Raw genomic sequence first — 22,794 nt, 5'->3', positions numbered from 1 at the left:
GGCGGCGCGCCGCCTCAGGCCGGCTGCGGCAGGCCGGCCTTCTCCAGGGCGGCGTGCTGGCGGGCGGCCAGCTCGTCGAGGGAGAAGCGATCGATCTGTGCTTCGAACAGGCGGTGGTAGTTCAGCTCCGAGCGCAGGTGCAGGAACACCGCGCCCAAGCCGACCGCCGCCCGGTCCATGAACACGAATTCCCGCGGCACGGTCACCGGACCGCGCTCCTTGAGGGCGCGATGGACCTCGAAGGCTTGGCGCCGTCCGTACTCGCTCGGCTTGACGCCGTCCGCCACCGTGCGGACCCGGTCCTCGAGCAGCGGCCCGTAGATGAAGCGGGCCCAGATGTTGAGGATGTCGACGAGCTCGCGGGTGAGATTGCGGAAACCCCAGCTCTCGTAGGCGTGGACGATGCGCGCCTCGTCGCCGTGCAGCAGGCCCTTGTAGAGATCGACCACGCCGCCGACGAAGCGGGGATGGAAGATGCGGATGCAGCCGTAATCGAGCAGGTTGATGCCCTGCGGCTCGCCGCCCTCCGAGAACACCGTGTAGTTGCCGAGATGGGGGTCGCCGTGGATCACCGCCGCGCGGCTGAAGGGGTGCCACCAGGCCTGGAACATCGCATGCGCCAGGCGGTTGCGCACCTCCAGCGGGCCGGCGGTGAAGTTCAGGATCTTCTCGCCCTCGAGCCAGCCCTGGGTCAGCAGGCGCTTCGTCGACAGGTCGGGATGGACGACCGGGACCCGCACGGTCTCAACGCCGCCCAGCACGTCGGCGTAGAGCGCGGCGTTCTTGGCCTCGCGGGTATAGTCGAGCTCCTCGCGCACCCGGTCGCCGATCTCCTTGGCGATCTCGCGGGTGTCGATGACCGAGCTGATGCGCCGGTGCAGGGCGAAGGCGAGTTCGAGCTGCTTCAGGTCAGCCTCGACGGCGGATTGCATGTCCGGGTATTGCAGCTTGCAGGCCAGCGGCACGCCGTCCAGGGTCTCGGCCCGGTGAACCTGGCCGAGGGAGGCCGCCGCCGCGGGGCGCAGGTCGAACTGGCCGAAACGCGCGCGCCATAGCGGCCCGAGCTCGGCGGCCATGCGGCGCTTGACGAAGGCCGCGCCCATCGGCGGCGCCTCGGATTGCAGCTTCTGCAGCTCGGAGGCGTATTCGGGCGGCAGCAGGTCCGGCACGGTGGCGAGCAGCTGCGCCACCTTCATGATCGGGCCCTTGAGGCCGCCGAGCGCCTGGGCGAGGGCGGCAGCGCTCGTCACGTCCTCGCCCTTGCGGCCGAGAAGCCGCGCGCCGGCCATCCGGGCGGCGACGCCGCCGACATTGGCGCCGACCTTGGCGTAGCGGGCGGCGCGGGCGGAGAAGCGATTGGCTTCGCTGTCGGAGGCGGACATCGGGGGCAAGGCTCGTGCGAGGTGGCGCGCGGCACACCGCGCATCGGACATGAGGCCTAGATAAGCCCGGGTCCCGCCGCCGCCAGGGCGACCGGACAGCGCGGGGCGCCCGCGTCGTCCGCTCTCGCCGGCCGCGGGCCGGTCAGGTCTGGCGCAGGGCGGCGCGCAGCACCCGGATCATCTCCTCGACGGCGCCGTCATGGTCCTCGGCGCGCACCGCGTAGGCGACGGAGGCGTCGAGATGGGTGCTGATGAGCTGGAGCACCGCCTCGCGCACCGCCGCCGTGATGGCGTTCATCTGCTGCACCTCGTCGAGGCAGTAGCGATCCTCCTGGACCATCGCCTGGAGACCGCGCACCTGTCCCTCGATGCGCTTGAGGCGCTGGAGGATCGGCTTCTTTTCCTCTTCGGTCCGGCGGATCTGGAGCCGGCCGTCGACGTACTGGTAATCCATGATGTGCCTTCCCCGACCGGGGGCCGCTCGTCCGGGAGGGCGCGGTCGGCCCGGGCGACGTCGGGTCTGGTGATCGAGTACCGCCCTGTCCCTAAGGAACGGCAATCGATCCTCCATCAGGGGCGCGCAGGTCAAGCTCATTCTCAAGGCCCGATCCGCGCGCCTGCCCCGTCCCGTTGGATTAGGTCTTGCTGTTGGTGACCGGGGGCGAGGTCATCTGCTCCTTCTGCGCGCCGGAATCGGGCCGGGCGGGGCCGAGCACCGGCTCCTCGCCGAGGGGCTCGAACGCCTTGAAGTGGAACTGGCCCTTGCCGTCGATCGACGGGCCCTCCGAGTACCGCCCGGGAGGAACCGGCGTGCCGTCGCGCGCGGTCCCCATGAACATGTAGCTGAATTCCTGCGCCTCCTTCGACTGGTCGAAGCTGTTGGGCACCGGCAGCGACTCCTTGAGGCCGCCCAGGTCCTCGATGATCGCCAGCCATTGCTGCTGGTGCATGGTGTCCCGGGCGATCAGGAAGCTGAGCATGTCCTGCATGCCCTTGTCGTGGGTGGAGTTGTAGAGGCGCACCGCCAGGGTGCGGCCGGTCGCCTCCGCCGCCACGTTGCAGAACATGTCGCCGGCGAGGTTGCCGCTGGCATAGACGTGCGAGCAGTCGAAGGGCACGCCGTCGCAATTCACCGGCGCGGCCGCCAGGCCGGTGGAGAGCAGGTGGCGCTGGAGCATCCCCTCGACGACGTGGCGCGGCCGCTCTCCGCCCATCACCGCGCCGACGATCGGATTGGCCTGGGCACTGGTCTCCTGCAAGGTCGCCGGCGCATCCTCGAGGTTGAGCGCGACCGCCGTCGACAGCATCTCGATGTGGCCGATCTCCTCGGTGGCGGTGTTGAGCAGAACGTCGCGGTACTTGGTGCTGGGGCCCCGCGCCCCCCAGGCCTGGAAGAAGTATTGCAGGCAGACGCGGATCTCGCCCTCGATGCCGCCGATCGCCTGCTGGAGCTGGCGGGCGAACAGGGGATCGGGCTTCTCGACCCTGACCGGGTACTGCAGGCGCTTGTCGTGATAGTACATCGGGGCCCTCCTGGCCGTGATCCGGCGATCCCGGGCGCCGTGCGCCGCTCACACCCACCCCTGAATAGTCATACTCAGTATGGGTATTTGGAATCGCCGACCAACGCCCGGCCGGTGGAGTGGTTCGAGCGTGACGGGCGGTTTTTGGCGCCGCGGGATGTTGGCTCCCACGCGGGGTGCCGGACCGTCCGGCCAAAGCTCCGGTGCCAGGAGGAGCGCAGGTTCGTCGAGGCGGCCCTACTCTCCAGGGGAGAGGACCGCATCGACGCGGCCTGGAGCCACGAAGAAGCCGGCCACATCGGGCCGTGCCGGACCCGCCGGCCTTCGCCGGACGCGACGAAACCGAGGCACGGCCTTCGCCGATCCCCGGTCACCTCATATCAGTCACGACGACCACCAACCGAGGGGTTTGGTGGAGCTGAGGGGATTCGAACCCCTGACCTCCGCAGTGCGATTGCGGCGCTCTCCCATCTGAGCTACAGCCCCGCCGAAAGCGGGTATTAACCGATCGCCGGAGGCGATCTGACTTACCCGGTGGCTCCGTACCACCTTCCTCGTCCCCGGCCAACCCTGCGTTAACCATGCAAGGTGGGCCTGGTGGAGCTGAGGGGATTCGAACCCCTGACCTCCGCAGTGCGATTGCGGCGCTCTCCCATCTGAGCTACAGCCCCGTCCGAGGCGGGTGCCTTTTAGGCCGCCCTTTCTCAGCCTGTCAATTCCCTTGGTGGCCTCGCCGCGCCGCGACTGCGCGCGGGCGCCCCGGGCTCGCACGGACCGCGCATGCGCTCGATTCTCTGGCTCATCGACAACATCATCACGCTCTACGTGTACCTGCTCATCGCCAGCGCGGTGCTGAGCTGGCTCGTGGCCTTCAACGTGGTCAACGTGCGCAACCCGATCGTGTCGCAGATCGGGGAGTTCCTGTTCCGGGTGACCGAGCCGGCCCTGCGGCCGATCCGGCGCATCCTGCCGAACCTCGGCGGCATCGACATCTCGCCGATCATCCTGGTCCTCGGCCTGTTCTTCCTGCGCAACCTGATGTTCGAGATCTTCGCCGGAATGGCGTGACGGCTGTGGCCGCTCCCTGGCGGATCACCCGAGAGGGGATCGAGATCCGGGTCAGGGCCACCCCGCGCGGCGGGCGCGACGCGCTCGACGGCGTCGAGACCCGGGACGACGGGTCGCCCGTGCTCAAGGTGCGGGTGCGGGCGGCGCCGGAGGACGGCGCGGCCAACGCGGCGGTCCGGGACGTGCTGCGGCGCGCCCTCGGCCTGCCGGCCTCGGCGGTGACCCTGGCCGCCGGGGCGACGGCCCGGATCAAGCTGTTCCGCGTCGACGGCGACGGCCCGGCCCTGGCGGACAGGCTCGCGGCCCTGACCGGCGAACCACCCGTCGGTAGGGCTTGACCGTCCGAGGGGGCTGACCCTCAACTCTCCCCGATGCACCGGCCGGACGGCACGCTCCCGGCCGGCCAAAACGATCCGGAGCCTGCCCGGCGCCTTCGCGCCCGGCAGGCTCTCGCACGAGGGGCGACGATGAAGACCAATCCGGGCCGTTTCTTCGAGGATTTCCGCCTCGGGGAGACCATCCGCCACGCCACGCCGCGCACCGTGACCGCCGGCGACGTGGCGCTCTACACCGCGCTCTACGGCCCGCGCTTCGCGGTCCAGTCGTCCGACGCCTTCGCGGCTGCCTTCGGCTACACCCGGGCGCCCCTCGACGACCTGCTGGTGTTCCACGTCGTCTTCGGCAAGACCGTGCCGGACATCTCGCTCAACGCGGTCGCCAATCTCGGCTACGCCGAGGGGCGGTTCCTGCGGCCGGTCTATCCGGGCGAGACCCTGAACACGGTCTCGGAGGTGATCGGCCTCAAGGAGAGCTCGAACCGGCAGACCGGCGTGGTCTATGTCCGCTCCACCGGCACCGACGCGGCGGGCGAGGTGGTGCTGAGCTATTGCCGCTGGGTGCTGGTGCGCAAGCGCGACCCCGAGGCGGCGATCGCCGTGGAGGCGGTGCCGACCCTGGCCAAGGCGGTGGCGCCGGAGGATCTCGCCGCCGGCCTGCCGCCCCTGAACGCGCAGGCCTACGATCTCGGCCTCGCCGGCAGCCCGCACCGCCTCGGCGACTACGCGGTCGGCGAGCGCATCGACCACGTCGACGGCATGACCGTCGAGGAGGCCGAGCACCAGATCGCCACCCGGCTGTTCCAGAACACCGCCAAGGTCCATTTCGACGGCTACGCCGCCAAGGACACCCGGTTCGGCAAGCGGCTGATCTATGGCGGACACGTCATCTCGCTCGCCCGCGCCCTCAGCTTCAACGGCCTCGGCAACGCCTTCGCGATCGCCGGCATCAATGCCGGGCGCCACGTCGCCCCCCTGTTCTCCGGCGATACGGTCTATGCCTGGAGCGAGGTCCTCGCGGTGGCCGACCTGCCGGGGCGCAGCGACGTCGGGGCGCTCCGCCTGCGCACCGTCGCGACCAAGAACCAGCCCTGCGGCGCCCATCCGGACAAGACCGGCGACGGCTACGACCCGGCGGTGATCCTCGACCTCGATTACTGGGTGCTGATGCCGCGCTAGAGCGTCGCCCGATCACGCTGCGATCGGACGGCGCCCCGGCCCTCGATGCGGCTTCCGCTCCAAGCACGGCCAGGCGAACCGGATCACGGCCCGCCGGTCTTCGACCAGAGCGACATGGTCTCCAGCACCAGCCCTCGCAGCCAGCGATGGCCCGCATCCGCGTCCAGGCGCGGATGCCACATCTGCGAGACCGTGATCCCGGCCACGCTCAGCGGTAGCGCGAACATCGCGACGGGCGGCGTCAAGCCGGCCGCCGCGCGGGCGACGGCGAACGATCGCGGCAGCAGCGCCACGAGGTCGGAGCCCGCGGCGAGGGCCAGGGCCGCTGCGAAGCCCGGCACCACGACGATCACCTCCCGCGTGAGGCCGAGCCCGGCCAGCGCCTCGTCCACCGGGCCCGACCGGACGCCGCGCCGCGAGGCCACCACGTGCTCGCACGCCGCGTAGCGTTGCGGCGTGATCGGCCCCTCGAACAGGGGATGATGCCGGCGCGCGACGCCGACGAACCGGTCGCGAAACAGGGCCTGGACGCGGATCTCCGGGCCGCTCTCGCCCAGCACGCCGATCTCCAGGTCGACCGTCCCGTCGCGCAGCGGCCGCGCCTGCTTGTCGAGCTTGGCCCTGAAGTGCAGCCGCACGCCCGGCGCCGCCTCCTTGGCCGCGGCGACCAGCCTCGCGCCGGCAACCTCCACGAAGCCGTCGTTGGCGCGGATCGTGAACGTGCGGGTGAGCGAGCCGAGGTCGAGCGTCCCGTCGACCGGTCGCAGGAGCGAGACGGCGTCGTGGGTCACCCGCTGCACGCGGTCGCGCAACGCTTCGGCGCGCGGCGTCAGCACGAGGCCGCGTCCCGCCCGCACGAGGAGGGGATCGCCGGTCGCGGCGCGCAGCCGGTCGAGCGTCCGGCTCATCGCGGACGGAGAGAGGCCGATCCTGCGTGCGGCGCGGACCACGCTGGCCTCGGTCAGAAGCGCGTCGAGCGCGGGCAGAAGGCTGAGGTCGGGCATGGCCGTGCATTCCGCGGCGCGGCTCGCCTCGGCGGGACTGCGCACCATGCATCAATCGCGTGTGCCTGCTGCGCGTTCCGCACGGTTCGCCAACGGTCTACCTCCGACGCTCCGGATGCCAGCGACCCAGGAGGGACGAGAGATGAAGCTGATCGCCGTCGAGGAGCACCTGCTCACTCCCGAGGTCAGGGAGGCTTGGGCCGACCCCGCCTCGGTGCCGGACCCGGCCTGCGCTTTCGACGTCGGCGAGATCGGCCGGCGCCTGGAAGATCTCGGCGAGGAGCGGCTGCGGCTGATGGACGAGGCTGGCGTCGACGTGCAGGTGCTGTCCCTCACGACCCCGGGCCTGCACACCCTCGCACCCGACCGGGCCGTGGATCTGGCGCGGCGCGTCAACGACCGCATCGCCGAGGCGACGGGGCGGCATCCCGGGCGCTTCCAAGGCCTCGCGGCGCTGCCGACCCCCGCGCCGGACGCGGCGCCGCGCGAACTCGAGCGCGCCGTACGCGATCTCGGCCTCAAGGGCGCGATGCTCTGCGGCCGTACCCGCGAGCGCAACCTCGACCACCCGGAGTTCCGGCCGCTCCTGGACTGCGCGGCGGTCCTCGGCGTGCCGCTGTTCATCCACCCGCAGGTGCCGCAGCGGGCGGTGTGCGAAGCGCTCTACACGGGCATCTCACCCCAGGTCGACCTGGCGCTGTCGGCCTACGGGCTCGGCTGGCACTACGAGGCCGGGGTGCAGTTCGTCCGCCTCGTCGCGGCCGGCGTGTTCGACCGCCTGCCGAGCCTGCAGGTCATCCTCGGCCATTGGGGCGAGGTGGTGCTGTTCTACCTCGAACGGCTCGCCGCCCTCGACCGGGCGGCCGGGCTCGAGCGGCGCATCGCCGAGGTCGCGCGGAACAATCTCCACGTCACCGCGAGCGGGATGTTCAGCGACGCGTACCTGGCGCGCTGCGTCGAGATCGTCGGACCCGACCGCCTGCTGTTCTCGACCGACTACCCCTACCAGTATCGCCCCGGGCGCGATGCGCGCGGCTTCCTCGAACGTGGGCCGCTCGGCGAGGCGGAACGGGCGATGTTCGCGCACGGCAACTGGGAGCGCTTGACCAAGGCAAGCTGAGATGTGTGCCGCGGATACTCGCGCACGTCTCGACCGCGTGCTTGCGGTATAGGCACCGGAACGCTGCCGTAACGTCTCCTTCACCTTCTTGTCGTAAAGAGGTCGTCAGAACGAACGACCCGGTGACCCGATGCTGACGCGCTTCTCACGCAAGGATGGATTCCTCGAACTGCTTGCGACGCGCGCCGGCGTCGGGCTGTGGGAGGTCGTCCCGCATCAGGGCGACCTCGCGCATCCGAAGACCCGGGTCACCTGGACGCCGGAATTCCGTCGCGTCGTCGGCTACTCGACCGTCGAGTCATACCCGGACAAGCTGGAATCCTGGTCGAGCCGGATCTACTCCGGGGATCTCGACCGCGTCATGACCGCCTTCGCGGGGGCGATCAAGGACGTCAAGAACCAGGGCGCCTACGACGTCAAGTACCGGATCGTGATGCCGGACGGCCAGCCGCGCTGGTTCCGCGCCACCGGCGGCGCGTCCTACGATGCCAACGGCGTGCCGCTGCGGATCTGCGGCTCGCTGGTCGACATCAACGAAGAGATGGAAGCCAAGGCGAAGGACGAGGCGCGGGCCCGCCAGCTCGAGGAGATCATCGCCGGTTTCGCCGCGGAATCCTCGGCCTTGTTCGCCAGCCTGTCGAACGCCGCCGCGGAGATGCAGGCGGCGGCCGCCGCGATGGCCGGCACCGCCGACCAGACCAGCGCGCGATCGAGCGCGGTGGCGGGCTCCGCCACGCAGACCTCGACCAATATCGGCACGGTCGCGGCGGCCTCGGAGGAGCTGGGCGGCTCGGTCACCGAGATCGGCCGCCAGATCCAGGGCTCGGCCGGCCTCGCGGAGGCGGCGGTGGTCGAGGCCGACGGGACCGCGCGCCTGGTGCAGGAGCTGAGCGGCGCGGTGAGCAAGATCGGCGACGTGGTCAGCCTGATCTCGTCGATCGCCGGCCAGACCAATCTTCTGGCACTCAACGCCACCATCGAGGCGGCGCGGGCCGGCGAGGCGGGGCGCGGCTTCGCGGTCGTGGCCGCCGAGGTGAAGGAGCTCGCCAACCAGACCGCCAAGGCGACGGACGAGATCTCCTCGCAGATCGCCCGGATCCAGGATTCGACGGCGCAGGCGGTGACGGCGATCAGTGGCTTCGGCGCGCGGATCCGCGAGATCAGCAGCCTGACGACGACGATCGCCGCCGCGGTCGAGGAGCAGAACGCCGCGACCCACGAGATCGTCCGCAACGTCGCCCAGGCCGCCGCCGGGGCCGGCGAGGTGATGAGCGGCACGGCGAGCGTGTCGGCCTCCGCCGAGGAGACCGGCCGGACCGCCGCGCGGGTGACCACCGCCTCGTCCGAGGTGTCGGAGCGCTCGCGCGAGTTGAAGAACCAGACCGAGGCGTTCCTCCGGAGCGTCCGGGCGGCCTGACCGACGGCGCGTGCCGCGGCTCAGGCCGGGGCCCGGGCGGCGGTGAAGCGGCGGAACGCCTCCAGGGTCTCGCCGCTGACATGGTGCTCGATGCCCTCCGCATCGCAGCGCGCCACGTCCGGGCTGACGCCGAGGGCGAGCAGGAACGATTCGACGATGCGGTGGCGCTCCCGTGCCTCCGCGGCCAGCGCGCGGCCGGCCTCGGTGAGGAACACGCCGCGATAGGGCCGCTGCTGCACCAGGCCATCCTCGGCCAGGCGCTTGAGCATCTTGGCCACCGTCGGCTGCGCGACGCCGAGGCGGGCCGCGATGTCGACCTGCCGCGCCTCGCCGCCATCGCCGATCAGGTCGGCGATCAGCTCGACGTAATCCTCGACCAGCTCGAGCCGGCGCGCCTCGCGCACCTGCCGGAAGCCGGCGGAATGCGCCTCGGCATCGACCAGGGCGGCGGGCTCGGGCGGGTGCTGGGGATCCTGCATGGGAGGGGGTCGTCGCCTCGTCGCTCGGCTCGGGATGCCGCTGTCTTACCCGAGGACGGGCCGGGTGTGCAGAGGGTGAGGATCCCGGCCGCCGCTGCGGCGCCCGGGCACGGGTATTTTCTCTCCCATCGTCACTTCTGGGGAGAGACGCAGGCCGCGCCCGCCGGGATGAATGGGCCGGGCGACGGGTGGCGGGGCACGCCCGGGCGCGGAGGCGGCCATGACTCACGAGACCGGCGCCAGCGAGGGGGAGGAGCTCCCCCCGGATACGGAGCTTCGCGAGGACGACCATGAGGTCGCCGCACCCCAGGGGCTGGCCGAACGGCTCTCCGACAGCGTCGGGTCGATGATCCTCGGGCTCGTCCTGGTGCCGCTCGCCTGCATCGGCCTGTTCTGGAACGAGGGCCGCGCCGTGCGCGTCGCCCGCTCCCTGGCGGAGGCCGGCTCGGTGGTGCGCACCGTGCCGACCGACCGGCGCGATCCGTCCCTCGACGGGACGCTCGTCCATCTCGCCGGCCCGGCCACCACCGCGGCCGGCGCCGCCGACGACGAGCTCGGCCAGCGCTCGCGCGGGCTTGCCCTCGCCCGCAAGGTCGAGATGTACCAGTGGCGCGAGAGCGAGCAGGGCGCGGGGGCGGACCGGAAGTTCACCTACCGGCGCGAATGGTCGGAGCAGCCTGTCCCTTCCGCGGGCTTCCGCGTCCCCGGCCACGACAACCCGGCCTTGCCCGTCCGCTCGCGCCGCTTCGGCGCCGCCGACGCCCGGGTGGAGGCCGTGCCGGTGGGGGCCGAGGCGACCCGGCTGCTGCCGGCGCCGGGCCTGCTGCCGGCGGACGATACCGGGGCCACGGCCCTGCGGCAGGCCCTCGGGCGCCCGGTGCGGGCGAGCGCGGGGGTCTACCATGTCGGCCTCGCGCCCGAGGCGCCGCGGGTCGGCGACCTGCGCATCACCTACACCCAGGCCCCGGAGGGACCGGCCTCGTTCCTCGGCCGCCAGGGCGCCGACGGCCTGACGCCGTACCGGGCGAGGGCCGGCGAGGGCGTGCTGCTCGCCGCCGCCGGCCTGCACCCGGCCGAAGCCCTGGTCGCCAAGGGCGAGACGGAGAACCGCGTCCAGACCTGGCTCCTGCGTGCGTTCGGCCTGATCGTCCTGTTCCTCGGCTTCACCGGTCTCTTCGCGCCGGTCAACGTGCTGGCCCGCACCGTGCCGGTGCTCGGCGCGATCGTGTCGGGGGCGATCACCGTGGTGGCGCTCGCCGCGACCGCCCTCGTCGGCCCGACGGTGATCGGCGCGGCCTGGATCGCCTACCGCCCGCTCCTCGCCGGCGGTCTCGTCGCGGGGGCGGTCGTCGTCGCCCTGCTGCTCTATGGGCTGCGACGGACCCGGTCCGCCGGTCCCGCCCGGCCGATGCCCGCCTGACCCGCCTGAATCCTCGACACGACAAGCGCCCCGACAGGAGAGGAGACGCCGATGCTCCGGTTCCCCATCGCCTTCGTCCTTCCGATCGCCTTCATCCTGGACCTCGCGGCCGGCCCCGCCGCCGCGCAGCAGGCCGGCTCGGCGGACAAGACGGTCCCGGGTACGCCGCTCACGTCCCTGCGCAGCCTGCGCGTCGCGAGCGGCATCAACGCCCAGCCGGTGGTGCGGGAGGCCTGCGGGATCACGGCCGAGATCGATGCCGCCCTCAACGAGGCCTTGCGCGCCAGGGTCGCGCAGGCGGGCCTGACCGTCGCGCCGGGACGCCAGACGATGCAGACCACTCCCACCCTCACGCTGGTGATCCCGCAGCCGAACGACCCCGCGGCGCCGGCCCTTCTCGCAACGGTCAGCATCCAGGCGGTGAAGGTGGGGGAGGAGATCGTCTGCGCGGCGAGCGCCTTCACCGAGCTGCGCGCCGCTCTCGCCGGGGCGCGGGTGGTGGCGACCGGCCAAATGCTCGAGCAGAAGCCCATCGGCCTGTGGTCGCACGACGCCGCCCTTCTGATCGGCGCTGCGGCCCTGCCGGGTCGGATGCCGGGCTTCGGCACCGCGATCGGCGAGGCCTTCGTGGCAGCCTGGACCAAGGCGAACCCGGCCCGCTGAAACGCCTCATCCCCTCGTGCCGGCGTCGCCGCCCGTTCGGGCTTGCCTCGCGCCGTCGAACGGATCGGTTCGAAGGCGCGGCGGCATCACTCCCCCGGCGTCCGAAGGTGGGCGACGAAATCCTGGGCGAAGGGGGGCAGGGCGGCGAGATCGCGCAGGCAGATCGTCAGGTCGCGCACCGCCCAAGGATCCTCCAGGGCCACGATGGCGATCGCCATGGTGCGGGCGGCCCGACGCGCTGTGGTCTCCGGCACGATGCCGAGGCCGACCCGGCATTCGACGAGGCGGCAGACCGCGTCGAAACCGCGCAGCTGCACCCGCAGGCGCAGGGGCTGGCCGCTGCGCCCGGCCTTGCCGGCGAGGAAGCGGGTCAGCGCACTCGCCCGGTCGAGCCCGACGAGATCGTGGCCCAGCACCTCCGCGAAGGTCACCGAGGCGCGCGCCGCCAGGGGGTGGTCCGCCGCCACCACGAGCACGAAGCGGTCGCGGCGAAACGGATAGGTCTCGAGGCTGCCGGTCTCGACCGTGCCAGCGACGAGGCCGAGATCCGCCGCGCCCTCGGCGACGAGCCCGACGATCTCGTCCGACAACCGCTCCTCGATGTCGACGCTCACCCCCGGATGCTCGGCGAGATAGGCCGACAGCACCTCGGGCAGGAATTCCGTCAGCGCGTTGGTGTTCGACAGGACGCGGATCTGCCCCGCCGCGCCGCCCGCGAAGGCGGCAAGATCCCCCTGCAGGCGCTCGACGTTGCCGAGGATCTGGCGGGCATGGGCCAGCAGCGTGCGTCCGGCCGGCGTCGGCGTGACGCCGAGGCGCGCCCGGGTGAGAAGGGCGGCGCCCAGCGACGCCTCCATGCTGCGGATGCGGTGACTCGCCGCGGCGAGCGCCAGGTTCGCCCGGGTCGCCCCATGGGTGATGGAACCCGCCTCGACCACGTGGCGGAACAGGCTGAGGTCGACCAGGTCGAAATGCATGACGTCGCCTCCCGGGGCTGCCGGCGGTCGCGATCCCGCCCTATCGTTTCGCCAGGCGCGAAGGTAGATCGCGCCGGCCCACGATGACCAGGGCCGGATTCAGCCTTCGCGTTCCACGAAGCCTGGGTCAACGAGAACCGCATTGCGAATTGGATGCATTCCAGGGAAACAGCTTGCTACGTCTGTCACTCGCTCGGGCCGACGGCCGCGTTGCACGCGCGCGGCGGAGCCGGTAGGTGACCTAGTTTAGAGCCGGTACAGACCAGGGAATTCCGAGGATCACGATGGCGGACACCGCAAGGCCCACGAACCCCGCCGGCAGACCGGTCGTCCGACCGCTCTCGCCCCATCTCCAGATCTATCGCTGGACCTGGACCATGGCGATGTCGGTGGCGCACCGCATCACCGGCGTGGCGCTCTACGGCGGCACGGCTCTGCTCGCCCTCTGGCTCGTGGCGCTCGCCGCCGGCCCCGGCGCCTACGGCCCGGTGGCGTGGTTCTTCGGCTCGATCCTCGGGCGGCTGATCCTGTTCGTCTATACCTGGATCCTGCTGCACCACATGCTCGGCGGCATCCGCCACCTGGTCTGGGATTTCGGCCACGGCATGGAGCCCGGCACCCGCATCGCGATGGCCCGCTTCACCCTGATCGGCTCGGTCGCCCTGACGGTGCTGATCTGGATCGTCGCCCTGGTGGCGCGCTGAAGGACGAAGACAGATGGTCGACAACCGCCCCGACATCCGCCCCTCGATCCGCACCCCGCGCGCCCGCGTCAGCGGCCTGGGCGCCGCCCATCACGGCACCCGCGAGTGGTGGATGCACCGCGTCACCGCGGTCTCGAACGTGCCCCTCGTCCTCGCCTTCGTGGTGATCGTCGCCCTGATGGCCGGCCGGCCCTACCCCGAGGCGGTCGCCCTGGTGTCGCACCCGCTGGTGGCGATCCTGCTGATCCTTGGCGTCCTCTCGGTCACCAACCACATGCGGATGGGCTTGCAGATCGTCATCGAGGACTATGTCCACGACAAGGGACTGCGCATCGCCGCAGTCATCGCCAACAACTTCTACTGCGTCGTCGTCGCGGTCGCCTGCCTCTACGCCATCGTGCGCGTGAGCCTGCGGGCCTTCGCGTAACGCCAGAACAGGAACACCGTCCATGGCCTCCACCGCTTCCGCCGCGCCGGCCCAGAACGGCAAGGCGTACACCATCATCGACCACACCTTCGACGTCGTGATCATCGGCGCCGGCGGTGCGGGTCTGCGCGCCACCGTCGGGTGCTCGCAGGCGGGCCTGCGCACCGCCTGCATCACCAAGGTGTTCCCGACCCGCTCGCACACCGTGGCGGCACAGGGCGGCATCTCGGCCTCGCTCGGCAACATGGGCCCGGACGACTGGCGCTGGCACATGTACGACACCGTGAAGGGGTCGGACTGGCTCGGCGACCAGGACGCGATCGAGTACCTGGTCCGCAACGCCCCGGCCGCGGTCTACGAGCTCGAGCATTGGGGCGTGCCGTTCTCGCGCACCGCCGAGGGCAAGATCTACCAGCGCCCGTTCGGCGGCATGACCACCGATTACGGCAAGGGCACCGCCCAGCGCACCTGCGCGGCGGCCGACCGGACCGGCCACGCCATGCTGCACACCCTCTACGGCCAGGCCGTGAAGGCGCAGACCAACTTCTTCATCGAGTACTTCGCCCTCGACCTGATCATGGACGAGGAGGGGCGCTGCCGCGGCGTGATCGCCATGGATCAGTCGACCGGCGAGATCCACCGCTTCCGCGCCGCCATGACGGTGCTGGCCACCGGCGGCTACGGCCGGGCCTATTTCTCGGCGACCTCGGCCCATACCTGCACCGGCGACGGCAACGCCATGGTGCTGCGGGCGGGGCTGGCGCTCGAGGACATGGAGTTCGTCCAGTTCCACCCGACCGGCATCTACGGCGCCGGCTGCCTCATCACCGAGGGCTCGCGCGGCGAGGGCGGCTACCTGACGAATTCCGAGGGTGAGCGCTTCATGGAGCGCTACGCGCCGTCGGCCAAGGACCTCGCCTCGCGCGACGTGGTCTCGCGCTCGATGACCATGGAGATCCGCGCCGGCCGCGGCGTCGGCAAGAACAAGGACCACATCTTCCTCCACCTCGACCACCTCGACCCGAAGATCCTGCACGAGCGCCTGCCCGGCATCTCGGAGAGCGCGAAGATCTTCGCCGGCGTCGACGTGACCAAGGAGCCGATCCCGGTCATCCCGACCGTGCACTACAACATGGGCGGCATCCCGACGAACTATCACGGCGAGGTGCTGACGCTGAAGAACGGCAACCCGGACCACGTCGTGCCGGGCCTGATGGCGATCGGCGAGGCGGCCTGCGTCTCGGTCCACGGCGCCAACCGCCTCGGCTCGAACTCGCTCATCGACCTCGTGGTGTTCGGCCGCGCCGCGGGCCTGCGCTGCGCCGACACGGTGGAGAAGGGCGGCCGCCTGCCGGAGCTGCCGAAGGACTCCGCCGACAAGGCGCTCGGCCGCCTCGACCGCTTCCGCTACGCCAATGGCGGCACGCCGACGGCGGAGCTGCGCCTCGAGATGCAGAAGACGATGCAGAACAACTGCGCCGTGTTCCGCACCGGCGAGGTGCTGGAGGAGGGCAAGGGCCTGATCCACAAGGTCTGGGCCGGCGCCGAGGACGTGAAGGTGACCGACCGCTCGCTGGTCTGGAACACCGACCTGCTCGAGACCCTGGAATTCGACAACCTGATCGGCCAGGCCGTCGTCACCATGGAATCGGCCGCCAACCGGACCGAGTCGCGCGGCGCGCATGCCCGCGAGGACTTCCCGGACCGCGACGACAAGCAGTGGATGAAGCACACCCTGGCCTGGCTCGACCCCGACGCCCGCAAGGTCGCGATCGATTACCGGCCGGTCCACACCTACACGATGTCGAACGACATCGCGTATATCGAGCCGAAGGCGCGCGTGTACTGACGATGACGAATGGCTGGCCCCGCTGGGGCCAGCCATCGCGCGGCGAATCCATTCTCCTGCACTTTCCACAATCCGGCCGCCGTGAGCGGGTCCATCCGCCTCCGCTCCCTCGGATTGATCGCACCGATCAGGCATAGACAGATGGCCCAGTTCAATCTCCCCAAAGGCTCCCAGTACACCGAGGGCAAGACCTGGCCGAAGCCGGTCGGCGCCAAGAACGTCCAGGAGTTCCGGATCTACCGCTGGAACCAGGACGACGGCGCCAATCCGCGGATCGACACCTACTACGTCGACCGCGACGATTGCGGCCCGATGGTCCTCGACGCGCTCCTGTGGATCAAGAACAAGGTCGACGCGACCCTGACCTTCCGGCGCTCGTGCCGCGAGGGCATCTGCGGCTCCTGCGCCATGAACATCATGGGGCAGAACACGCTCGCCTGCACCCTCGGCATCGACGATTGCAAGTCGAACCAGGTCAAGATCTATCCGCTGCCGCACATGCCAGTGCTGAAGGATCTGGTGCCGGACCTGACCTCGTTCTTCGCCCAGCACGCGGCGATCGAGCCGTGGCTGCAGACCGAGACGCCCTCGCCCGAGAAGGAGTGGCAGCAGACCCCCGAGGACCGCGCGCGGCTCGACGGGCTCTACGAGTGCATCCTGTGCGCCTGCTGCACCACCTCGTGCCCGAGCTACTGGTGGAACGGCGACCGCTTCCTCGGCCCGGCGGCTTTGCTCCAGGCCTATCGCTGGCTGATCGACAGCCGCGACGAGCATACCGGCGAGCGCCTCGACAGCCTGCACGACCCGTTCCGGCTCTACCGCTGCCACACCATCATGAACTGCGCCAATACCTGCCCGAAGGGCCTGAACCCGGCGAAGGCCATCGCCGAGATCAAGAAGATGATGGTGGCCCGCGAGGTCTGATCCGCCTCCGAAAACCTGCCTGGTGCGGCCGACTGGGTCCTGTCGGCCACACCCCCTCGAAAAGGCGCCTCCGGGCGCCTTTGTCGTTGGGGAAACCTCTGCACGCGCCTTCGCGGCATCGTATTTCCCGGGGAAACGATCCCCGACAGATACCGCCCGCCCAAGGGCCCTCGCAGGACCCCTCGATGCCGCGTCAGCTCCTCTGCACCGTCGCCGCCCTGGCCCTCGCCGCGAGCGCCGGCGCCTGCTCCTCGTCGCGGTTCGACACCGGGGGAATCGGCGCCTCGGCGCGCCCGGCGCCGCGCGTCGCCCGGCCGCTGCCGCCGGAGGAGCCGGATCTCGGCCCCGGCCTGTCCTCCGGCCCGGTGACCTCGGCACCGCTCGCCCCGCCGCCGGGCGCCGCGGCGGCCCCCGGCCCGGTCGTCGCCAACCCGTCCGGCCCGATCATGGCGGAGCCGAGCCCGCCGCCGCCGGTGCAGCAGCAGGCCGCGATCGCCCCGCCGCCGCCGCCGGTGGTGTCGAGCGGCGGGCGCTCGGGCGTCGTCGGCGGCTGGACCGCCAAGGACGCGACCGGCGCGAGCTGCCGCGTCAACCTCGCGAGCACCCCGGCCCTCGATCTCTACAAGGCGTCCTCGACCGGCTGCGCCAACAAGGATCTCGCCAAGGTCACCGCCTGGGACTATCGCGACGGCGAGGTCTACCTGTACCAGCCCGGCGGCACGGTCGCGGCGCGCCTGCGCCCGGCCGGCGGGGCGATGGACGGTGCCCTGTCGAAGTCCGGCGCGCCACTGGCGATGGTGCGCTGACCTACTCGGCCGCCGTCATTCGGCGGCACTGAGCCGGAAGGCTTGGCGGCGGGGCGGCTCCGCTTCCCCGCTCATCCGGCGGCAATCGGCAATGGTGGAGCGCGCGGTCTCGATCGCGATCATCACCGCCGCCATGGTGCGGGTGTCGGTCTCGCGCTCGCGGGTGTAGCGCACCACGTCGGCGGCCAACGTGTCGACCTCGCCGGTCAGGGCGTCGAGCCCGGCCGGGTCGGCCTGCCGGGCCTCGGCCAGGATCTCGAGCAGGCGGTCCATCACCACGTCGATGCGCTCGCGCCGCAGCCGCCGCAGGCGCTGGCGCAGCCAGGCGAGGGCCGAGCCGAAGCCGCCGCCGAGCACCGCCAGCAGATAGATCCAGTCGCCGTAGCGCTCGATGAAGCCCTGCTGCTCGCGCTCGTAATAATCGATGGCGCCGGGATGGATCGGCAGCCGCGCGCTCGTCGCCTCGGCGGTGGTCTCGTAGGCCGGCGCCGCCACGTAGTCGGCCGCGGGCGTCGCGTCGGAGAGGCGCGAGCGCAGCTCGAACAGGTGCTGGGTCACGTCGGCCGCCACGGTGCGGCTCATCGAGGCGCGTGCCATCAGCCGGTAGGAGGCGCCGACGGTCTTCACCTCCTCCGCCGGCACCTTCGGGCTGCCGCCGAACAGGCCGGCCGGCACCGTCACCGCCTGGAGCCGGGGCAGGCGCTCGATGATCGCCGGCCCGTCATCGACGCCGACGAACTCGGCCTTGCGGGTCTTGCTCGCCGCCAGGACGGTGCTGACGAGGCGCAAGGCCATCGGGGCGGCCGGCGCGATCACCGCCACCACCGCGTCGATGCGCTTATTCGCGAAAGCCTGGGGTAGATCGTCCTCGGCGAGCGGCACCAGCCGCACCTGGCCAGCGGCGATCGGGCCGGTGCCGCCCTCCTGCAGGGTGAGGCCGTAATAGCCCATCAGGCTCTTGAGCAGCCACAGATCCGCGTCGCGGTGGGCGACGATGCCGAGGCGCTTGCGGGCGAGGCCGGGAAAGGTCGTGATGCCGGACGGCGCCGGCGAGGCGATCAGCATCGCCTGGTCGCGCAGGATCGCGAGCGTCAGGCCGTTCGCCGGCAGGTCGACGTCGGGCCGCACCACCGCGAGGTCGGCCTTGCCCTGCTCCAGCGCCTTGGCGCTCTCGCGCACGTCGTCGAAGGGCAGGATCTTGAGGCGCACACCCTTGTTGGTGCTCTTCAGCGCCTCCGCGTAGGCGCGCATCAGGGCCGGCTCGGTGCCGTCCCGGGGTGCCACCGCGATGGTGAGCGTGGTCGCCTGCAACAGGTAGAGCGCCACCGCCGCCGCGACGGTCAGCACCAGGCTGGTGACCAGGAAGATCCGTTCGGGCCGGAACGCTGTCGTCATCGCGCGGACACGCCCTCCCTCAGGAACGAGGCCTCGCGGCCCCGGTCAGTCCTAACGGGGAGGGGGCGGCCCGGGTTGCGCGGGCCGCGTGTCGCAGCGGCAGCGAGGTTAAAGCTCCAGCGCGACCGTCACCGGTACATGGTCCGACGGCTTCTCCCAGGCGCGGGTGTGGCGCGCGACCGTCACCGACTTCACGGTGCCGGCGAGGTCCGGGGTGACCCAGATGTGGTCGAGGCGCCGGCCCTTGTCGGCGGCGGCCCAGTCGGGGGAGCGGTAGCTCCACCAGGTGTAGATCTTCTCCGGCGGCGGGCGCAGGTGGCGCATCGTGTCGATCCACCCGGCCTCGCCCCGCAGGGTCTCCAGGCGCTCGGTCTCGATCGGGGTATGGCTCACCACGTCGAGGAGCTGCTTGTGCGACCAGACATCGTGCTCGAGCGGCGCCACGTTGAGGTCGCCGACGAGGATCGCCGGGCCGGAGGGGCGCCGGCCGCCCCAGGCGCGCAGCTCGTCCATGAAGGAGAGCTTGTGGGCGAACTTGTCGTTGAGCTTGGCGTCCGGCACGTCGCCGCCGGCCGGGACGTAGAAGTCGTGGATCGCGATGCCGGCGGCCGCCCCCGCCTCGGGCCCGAGCACCGCCGAGATGTGGCGTGCGTCCTGGCGCTCGCAGAAGCTCATCACCTCGCGGGTGACGAGCGGCAGGCGCGAGAGGATCGCGACGCCGTTATAGCCCTTCTGCCCGGCGAAGACGATGTGCGGGTAGCCGAAGCCCTGCAGCTCCTTCAGCGGGAAGCGGTCGTCCGGGCACTTGGTCTCCTGGAGACAGAGCACGTCGGGCTTCGCCTCGTCGAGGAAGCGGCGCACGAGATCGATGCGCAGGCGGACCGAGTTGATGTTCCAGGTGCTGACGGTGAGGCGCAACGGTCGGGTACTCGAAGGCAGGAATGGGTCGCGCAGCGCCATCGTGCCGATGGGTTCGATGGTGCTGGCTGAGCCCGGATGGACGCCCGCGCCGACGCATCGGCGCAGGGGTGGAAATCAGTTGGGACGGGCCTGCTGCATCTTGGCCTCCAGCTCCTTGTCGACCGCGCGGCCGTAATTGATGACGAACAGCATGCCGTCGACGGCGCGGCCGCGCTGGAGGTTGGAGAGCAGCACGGTGGTCTGGTAGCCTTGCGGGTCGGTGATCCGCCATTGGCTCAGGGTCTTCATCGCATCGTCGAAGTAGAGCGCGATGCGCGAGGTGCCGCCGAGGGTCGAGCGGTCGTCGAGCACGATGCGGATGCCGCCGGGCTCGGCCGAGACGTCGGTGACCGTGAGGTCGCGCGCGAGGTCGATCTTGTCGCGCAGCAGGAATTTCAGCGGCGTCTGCGAGATGAAGTAGAGGTCCTGGGTCGCGAGCTTGCGGTCGCGCACCGCCACCGAGGTGCCGTCGGCGATCACCTCCAGCGTCGAGGGCTGGTCGTAGTCGAAGCGCAGGCGGCCGGGCTTGGCGAGGGTGAGCTTGCCGCCGATCTTGCGCCCGTCGGCGCCGATCTGGACGAAGTTGCCGGTCAGCGTCGAGACGCCGTTGAAATAGGCGTTGGCGCGCTCGATCACCGAAGCCGGGTTGGCGGGATCGACCGCCGCCGCGGTGGTGGCCGCGGCGACCTGCTGGGCCGGCCGTCCGGCCTCGGTGCCGGTCGGCACGGCGGCGGTCTCGACGGGCTCGGGCGCGGCAGTCTTGGCCCCGCCGAGGGAGGAGGGACGGCGCGGCGGCAGCGGCGCCTTGGCGGAGGCGCCGCCGGGCGCCGCCTGGCTCGGTGCGGCCGGGGCCGCCTCCGGCTGGGCCTCGGGCGCAGGGTCCTTGCGGCCGAACAGCCCGTCGAGGAACGACGAGACCTGCGCCTCGGCCGGGGAGGCGACGAGCGCGGCCGGCATCGCGAGGGCGGCGACCGAGAGCGCGGCGCCGAGGGACGCCGCGCGGAGCGGGCCGGAGCGAGGACGGCCGTTCATCGGCAGGGTTCTCCGTGGTGGCGGACGGGGACGGACGGGCACGCGCGGTCGAGCCGACGCCGCGCCTGCCCGGCGGATGGGTGTGCCGCAGGGGACCGGCGCCACGATAGAGCCGCCCCCTGTGGCGAATATGCGACGGCGGGGCCGCTCACGGTTCCTCGGCTCCCGCCTGGGGTGCGGGCTCGATCAGGATCTCGCGCTTGCCGGCATGGTTGGCGGGGCCGACGATGCCCTCGCGCTCCATCCGCTCCATCAGCGAGGCCGCCCGGTTGTAGCCGATCTGCAGCCGCCGCTGGATGTAGCTCGTCGAGGCCTTCTTGTCGCGCAGGACCACCGCCACCGCCTGGTCGTAGAGGTCGGCCGTCGGGTCGCCGAAGCTGCCGCCCTGGTCCATCACCGGGGTGTCGGCCTCCTCCTCGCCTTCCTCGGCGGTGACGGCGTCGAGATAGGACGGGCGGCCCTGGCGCTTGAGGTGGGCCACGACCTGCTCGACCTCGTCGTCCGAGCAGAACGGGCCGTGCACCCGGGTGGTGCGGCCGCCGCCCGCCATGAACAGCATGTCGCCCTGGCCGAGCAGCTGCTCGGCGCCCATCTCGCCGAGGATCGTCCGCGAATCGATCTTCGAGGTCACCTGGAACGAGATCCGGGTCGGGAAATTCGCCTTGATCGTCCCGGTGATCACGTCGACGGACGGCCGCTGCGTCGCCATGATCAGGTGCAGGCCGGCGGCCCGCGCCATCTGCGCGAGACGCTGGATCGCCCCCTCGATGTCCTTGCCGGCCACCATCATCAGGTCGGCCATCTCGTCGACCACGATCACGATGTAGGGCAGGGCGGAGAGGTCCATGACCTCGTCCTCGTAGACCGCCTCGCCGGTCTCGCGGTCGAAGCCGGTCTGGACGGTGCGGGTGATCACCTCGCCCCGCGCGCGGGCCTCCGCCACCCGGGCGTTGAAGCCGTCGATGTTGCGCACCCCGAGGCGCGCCATCTTCTTGTAGCGCTCCTCCATCTCGCGCACCGCCCATTTGAGGGCGATGACCGCCTTCTTGGGATCGGTGACGACCGGGGAGAGCAGGTGCGGGATGCCGTCATAGACCGACAATTCCAGCATCTTGGGATCGACCATGATCAGGCGGCACTCCTCCGGCTTCATCCGGTAGAGCAGCGACAGGATCATGGTGTTGATGGCGACCGACTTGCCCGAGCCGGTGGTGCCGGCGACGAGCAGGTGGGGCATGCGGGCGAGGTCCGCGATGATCGCCTCGCCGCCGATGTTCTTGCCGAGGCAGAGCGCGAGCTTCTGCTTGGTCTCGGTGAAGACCGGCGAGGTCAGCAGCTCGCGCAGGTACACCGTCTCGCGCTTGAGGTTCGGCAATTCGATGCCGATGGCGTTGCGGCCCTGGACCACGGCGACGCGGGCCGAGATCGCCGACATCGAGCGGGCGATGTCGTCGGCAAGCGAGATGACGCGGCTCGACTTGGTGCCCGGAGCCGGCTCCATCTCGTAGAGTGTCACCACCGGGCCCGGCCGCACGGCGAGAATTTCACCGCGCACGCCGAAATCCTGGATCACCTGCTGCAGCTGGAGGGCGTTGTCCTCCAGCATCTCGGGATCGAGGTTGCTGCCGTCCGATTCCCGCGGCTCGGCCAGGAGGTCGACCGAGGGCAGCTCGTAGGGCACCTCGACCAGGCGGGCGGCCGGGCGCAACGGGATGGTGGCGACCGGCGCCAGGATGTCGTCGTCGTCCTCCCCGTCATCGTCGGCATCGAGGCCAAGATCGACGGCGAGCCCCGTCGTGCCGATCACCAGACCGTGCGGCTCCGCGGCCGGCATCTCCGGCATCGCAGCCGACCAGCCCGGCGCCGCCGGGACGGCGTACGGCTCGGGGGCCGGCGCACCGGGCTGTTCCATCGGCTGCGCGACGAGCGAAGCCGGGGGCGACACCGGCGCTACCGGTTGCGAAGCAAGCGGCAGGATGATGCGCGGCGGGCGCGGGGGGGAGGGCAGCGTCGGGGCCGGCGGTTGCGCGTTGAGGCGGCCGGTCGGCACGTAGACGAAGGGTTGCGACGCTTGGACGAAGGGTTGCGAGGCTTGCACGCCGGGCTGCGAGGCTTGGGCGGAGGCCTGCG

General features: G+C 71.2%; 21 protein-coding genes, 2 tRNA genes and 1 pseudogene. 12 read left to right on the top strand and 12 right to left on the bottom strand.

Translation table 11 applies throughout. The features are described 5' to 3' along the window. Nucleotides 1-14 precede the first annotated feature (14 nt). The 5 genes from FF100_RS04425 to FF100_RS04405 form a co-directional block, all read right to left on the bottom strand. Nucleotides 15-1,382 (bottom strand): ABC1 kinase family protein, encoded by a 1,368-nt coding sequence (locus FF100_RS04425; RefSeq protein WP_139034375.1) that lies wholly within the window; start codon nucleotides 1,380-1,382, stop codon nucleotides 15-17. Nucleotides 1,383-1,524: 142 nt separating this feature from the next. After that, nucleotides 1,525-1,836 (bottom strand): metal-sensitive transcriptional regulator, encoded by a 312-nt coding sequence (locus tag FF100_RS04420; RefSeq protein WP_139034374.1) that lies wholly within the window; start codon nucleotides 1,834-1,836, stop codon nucleotides 1,525-1,527. A gap of 181 nt (nucleotides 1,837-2,017) precedes the next feature. Beyond that, nucleotides 2,018-2,905: a manganese catalase family protein gene (locus FF100_RS04415; protein WP_139034373.1), complete on the bottom strand. Its 888-nt coding sequence runs from the start codon at nucleotides 2,903-2,905 to the stop codon at nucleotides 2,018-2,020. Nucleotides 2,906-3,315: 410 nt separating this feature from the next. Continuing rightward, nucleotides 3,316-3,391: transfer RNA gene (locus FF100_RS04410), tRNA-Ala, on the bottom strand. A gap of 109 nt (nucleotides 3,392-3,500) precedes the next feature. Further along, a tRNA-Ala gene (locus FF100_RS04405) sits at nucleotides 3,501-3,576 on the bottom strand. Between the two features lie 109 nt (nucleotides 3,577-3,685). Here FF100_RS04405 and FF100_RS04400 point away from each other — a divergent pair. The 3 genes from FF100_RS04400 to FF100_RS04390 are packed head-to-tail and all read left to right on the top strand — an operon-like array spanning nucleotide 3,686 to nucleotide 5,487. Further along, nucleotides 3,686-3,973, top strand: a complete 288-nt coding sequence (locus FF100_RS04400) for a YggT family protein (protein ID WP_048452221.1) — start codon at nucleotides 3,686-3,688, stop codon at nucleotides 3,971-3,973. 5 nt (nucleotides 3,974-3,978) lie between these two features. Further along, the gene (locus FF100_RS04395; RefSeq protein WP_139034884.1) at nucleotides 3,979-4,311 is read left to right on the top strand and encodes a DUF167 family protein; all 333 of its coding nucleotides are present in this window, start codon (nucleotides 3,979-3,981) and stop codon (nucleotides 4,309-4,311) included. A 33-nt stretch (nucleotides 4,312-4,344) separates the two neighbouring features. Next, on the top strand, nucleotides 4,345-5,487 hold the full coding sequence (locus FF100_RS04390; RefSeq protein WP_342778983.1) for a MaoC family dehydratase: 1,143 nt from the start codon (nucleotides 4,345-4,347) through the stop codon (nucleotides 5,485-5,487). Between the two features lie 83 nt (nucleotides 5,488-5,570). Here FF100_RS04390 and FF100_RS04385 read toward each other — a convergent pair whose 3' ends face one another. Continuing rightward, nucleotides 5,571-6,539: a LysR family transcriptional regulator gene (locus FF100_RS04385; RefSeq protein WP_205824761.1), complete on the bottom strand. Its 969-nt coding sequence runs from the start codon at nucleotides 6,537-6,539 to the stop codon at nucleotides 5,571-5,573. Between the two features lie 94 nt (nucleotides 6,540-6,633). On the opposite strand from FF100_RS04385, the gene FF100_RS04380 reads away from it, so the two are divergent. Together FF100_RS04380 and FF100_RS04375 are read left to right on the top strand one after the other, a co-directional pair. Next, nucleotides 6,634-7,611, top strand: a complete 978-nt coding sequence (locus FF100_RS04380) for an amidohydrolase family protein (protein ID WP_139034371.1) — start codon at nucleotides 6,634-6,636, stop codon at nucleotides 7,609-7,611. A gap of 130 nt (nucleotides 7,612-7,741) precedes the next feature. After that, on the top strand, nucleotides 7,742-9,028 hold the full coding sequence (locus FF100_RS04375; protein ID WP_246101919.1) for a methyl-accepting chemotaxis protein: 1,287 nt from the start codon (nucleotides 7,742-7,744) through the stop codon (nucleotides 9,026-9,028). A 20-nt stretch (nucleotides 9,029-9,048) separates the two neighbouring features. Here the strand turns inward: FF100_RS04375 and mntR are convergent, their stop codons facing one another. Further along, complete coding sequence (gene mntR, locus FF100_RS04370) at nucleotides 9,049-9,507, bottom strand: manganese-binding transcriptional regulator MntR (RefSeq protein ID WP_139034370.1); 459 nt, start codon at nucleotides 9,505-9,507, stop codon at nucleotides 9,049-9,051. Nucleotides 9,508-9,727: 220 nt separating this feature from the next. Between mntR and FF100_RS04365 the strand changes: the two genes are divergently transcribed. Further along, nucleotides 9,728-10,927 (top strand): TMEM43 family protein, encoded by a 1,200-nt coding sequence (locus FF100_RS04365; protein ID WP_171070049.1) that lies wholly within the window; start codon nucleotides 9,728-9,730, stop codon nucleotides 10,925-10,927. Nucleotides 10,928-10,978: 51 nt separating this feature from the next. Then, entirely contained in the window at nucleotides 10,979-11,590 is a 612-nt protein-coding gene (locus FF100_RS04360; protein ID WP_139034368.1) for a hypothetical protein, read from the top strand. 86 nt (nucleotides 11,591-11,676) lie between these two features. Here FF100_RS04360 and FF100_RS04355 read toward each other — a convergent pair whose 3' ends face one another. Then, a complete protein-coding gene (locus tag FF100_RS04355) occupies nucleotides 11,677-12,567 on the bottom strand; it encodes a LysR family transcriptional regulator (RefSeq protein ID WP_139034367.1) in 891 nt (296 codons plus the stop codon). Between the two features lie 284 nt (nucleotides 12,568-12,851). Here FF100_RS04355 and sdhC point away from each other — a divergent pair, with 284 nt between their 5' ends. The 5 genes from sdhC to FF100_RS04330 all read left to right on the top strand — a co-directional run bounded on the left by sdhC (nucleotide 12,852) and on the right by FF100_RS04330 (nucleotide 17,277). Next, nucleotides 12,852-13,271, top strand: a complete 420-nt coding sequence (gene sdhC / locus FF100_RS04350) for a succinate dehydrogenase, cytochrome b556 subunit (protein WP_139034366.1) — start codon at nucleotides 12,852-12,854, stop codon at nucleotides 13,269-13,271. Nucleotides 13,272-13,284: 13 nt separating this feature from the next. Further along, complete coding sequence (gene sdhD, locus FF100_RS04345) at nucleotides 13,285-13,698, top strand: succinate dehydrogenase, hydrophobic membrane anchor protein (protein ID WP_139034365.1); 414 nt, start codon at nucleotides 13,285-13,287, stop codon at nucleotides 13,696-13,698. A 22-nt stretch (nucleotides 13,699-13,720) separates the two neighbouring features. Beyond that, a complete protein-coding gene (gene sdhA / locus FF100_RS04340; protein WP_139034364.1) occupies nucleotides 13,721-15,547 on the top strand; it encodes a succinate dehydrogenase flavoprotein subunit in 1,827 nt (608 codons plus the stop codon). Between the two features lie 141 nt (nucleotides 15,548-15,688). Next, nucleotides 15,689-16,471 carry a succinate dehydrogenase iron-sulfur subunit gene (locus FF100_RS04335; protein WP_139034363.1) on the top strand — a complete coding sequence of 261 codons (783 nt, stop codon included), beginning with the start codon at nucleotides 15,689-15,691 and terminating at the stop codon, nucleotides 16,469-16,471. Between the two features lie 185 nt (nucleotides 16,472-16,656). Further along, on the top strand, nucleotides 16,657-17,277 hold the full coding sequence (locus tag FF100_RS04330) for an AprI/Inh family metalloprotease inhibitor (protein WP_139034362.1): 621 nt from the start codon (nucleotides 16,657-16,659) through the stop codon (nucleotides 17,275-17,277). Between the two features lie 15 nt (nucleotides 17,278-17,292). On the opposite strand, the gene FF100_RS04325 is transcribed toward FF100_RS04330, so the two are convergent. The 4 genes and pseudogenes from FF100_RS04325 to FF100_RS38575 all read right to left on the bottom strand — a co-directional run. Then, nucleotides 17,293-18,672: a TAXI family TRAP transporter solute-binding subunit gene (locus tag FF100_RS04325; protein ID WP_139034361.1), complete on the bottom strand. Its 1,380-nt coding sequence runs from the start codon at nucleotides 18,670-18,672 to the stop codon at nucleotides 17,293-17,295. 108 nt (nucleotides 18,673-18,780) lie between these two features. Beyond that, the gene (locus FF100_RS04320) at nucleotides 18,781-19,590 is read right to left on the bottom strand and encodes an exodeoxyribonuclease III (RefSeq protein WP_139034360.1); all 810 of its coding nucleotides are present in this window, start codon (nucleotides 19,588-19,590) and stop codon (nucleotides 18,781-18,783) included. A gap of 117 nt (nucleotides 19,591-19,707) precedes the next feature. After that, nucleotides 19,708-20,664: an outer-membrane lipoprotein carrier protein LolA gene (locus tag FF100_RS04315; protein ID WP_139034359.1), complete on the bottom strand. Its 957-nt coding sequence runs from the start codon at nucleotides 20,662-20,664 to the stop codon at nucleotides 19,708-19,710. Nucleotides 20,665-20,812: 148 nt separating this feature from the next. Then, a pseudogene (locus FF100_RS38575) lies at nucleotides 20,813-22,393 on the bottom strand (DNA translocase FtsK); the annotation flags it as partial. Nucleotides 22,394-22,794: the final 401 nt, after the last annotated feature.

This window comes from Methylobacterium terricola (genome assembly GCF_006151805.1).
In the GTDB taxonomy this organism is placed as follows: Bacteria; Pseudomonadota; Alphaproteobacteria; order Rhizobiales; family Beijerinckiaceae; genus Methylobacterium; species Methylobacterium terricola.
The sequence above is the reverse complement of the archived record's forward strand: the minus strand, read 5'-3'. Positions and strand labels throughout refer to the sequence as shown.

Bases quoted from the DNA above. Each gene is read 5' to 3' on its own strand.
- FF100_RS04380 (WP_139034371.1), top strand. From the start codon at position 6,634: ATGAAGCTGATCGCCGTCGAGGAGCACCTGCTCACTCCCGAGGTCAGG.
- FF100_RS04335 (WP_139034363.1), top strand. From the start codon at position 15,689: ATGGCCCAGTTCAATCTCCCCAAAGGCTCCCAGTACACCGAGGGCAAG.
- sdhC (WP_139034366.1), top strand. From the start codon at position 12,852: ATGGCGGACACCGCAAGGCCCACGAACCCCGCCGGCAGACCGGTCGTC.
- FF100_RS04420 (WP_139034374.1), bottom strand. From the start codon at position 1,836: ATGGATTACCAGTACGTCGACGGCCGGCTCCAGATCCGCCGGACCGAA.
- mntR (WP_139034370.1), bottom strand. From the start codon at position 9,507: ATGCAGGATCCCCAGCACCCGCCCGAGCCCGCCGCCCTGGTCGATGCC.
- FF100_RS04355 (WP_139034367.1), bottom strand. From the start codon at position 12,567: ATGCATTTCGACCTGGTCGACCTCAGCCTGTTCCGCCACGTGGTCGAG.
- sdhA (WP_139034364.1), top strand. From the start codon at position 13,721: ATGGCCTCCACCGCTTCCGCCGCGCCGGCCCAGAACGGCAAGGCGTAC.
- FF100_RS04415 (WP_139034373.1), bottom strand. From the start codon at position 2,905: ATGTACTATCACGACAAGCGCCTGCAGTACCCGGTCAGGGTCGAGAAG.
- FF100_RS04425 (WP_139034375.1), bottom strand. From the start codon at position 1,382: ATGTCCGCCTCCGACAGCGAAGCCAATCGCTTCTCCGCCCGCGCCGCC.
- FF100_RS04360 (WP_139034368.1), top strand. From the start codon at position 10,979: ATGCTCCGGTTCCCCATCGCCTTCGTCCTTCCGATCGCCTTCATCCTG.
- FF100_RS04325 (WP_139034361.1), bottom strand. From the start codon at position 18,672: ATGACGACAGCGTTCCGGCCCGAACGGATCTTCCTGGTCACCAGCCTG.
- sdhD (WP_139034365.1), top strand. From the start codon at position 13,285: ATGGTCGACAACCGCCCCGACATCCGCCCCTCGATCCGCACCCCGCGC.
- FF100_RS04315 (WP_139034359.1), bottom strand. From the start codon at position 20,664: ATGAACGGCCGTCCTCGCTCCGGCCCGCTCCGCGCGGCGTCCCTCGGC.
- FF100_RS04400 (WP_048452221.1), top strand. From the start codon at position 3,686: ATGCGCTCGATTCTCTGGCTCATCGACAACATCATCACGCTCTACGTG.
- FF100_RS04365 (WP_171070049.1), top strand. From the start codon at position 9,728: ATGACTCACGAGACCGGCGCCAGCGAGGGGGAGGAGCTCCCCCCGGAT.
- FF100_RS04385 (WP_205824761.1), bottom strand. From the start codon at position 6,539: ATGGTGCGCAGTCCCGCCGAGGCGAGCCGCGCCGCGGAATGCACGGCC.
- FF100_RS04375 (WP_246101919.1), top strand. From the start codon at position 7,742: ATGCTGACGCGCTTCTCACGCAAGGATGGATTCCTCGAACTGCTTGCG.
- FF100_RS04390 (WP_342778983.1), top strand. From the start codon at position 4,345: ATGCACCGGCCGGACGGCACGCTCCCGGCCGGCCAAAACGATCCGGAG.
- FF100_RS04330 (WP_139034362.1), top strand. From the start codon at position 16,657: ATGCCGCGTCAGCTCCTCTGCACCGTCGCCGCCCTGGCCCTCGCCGCG.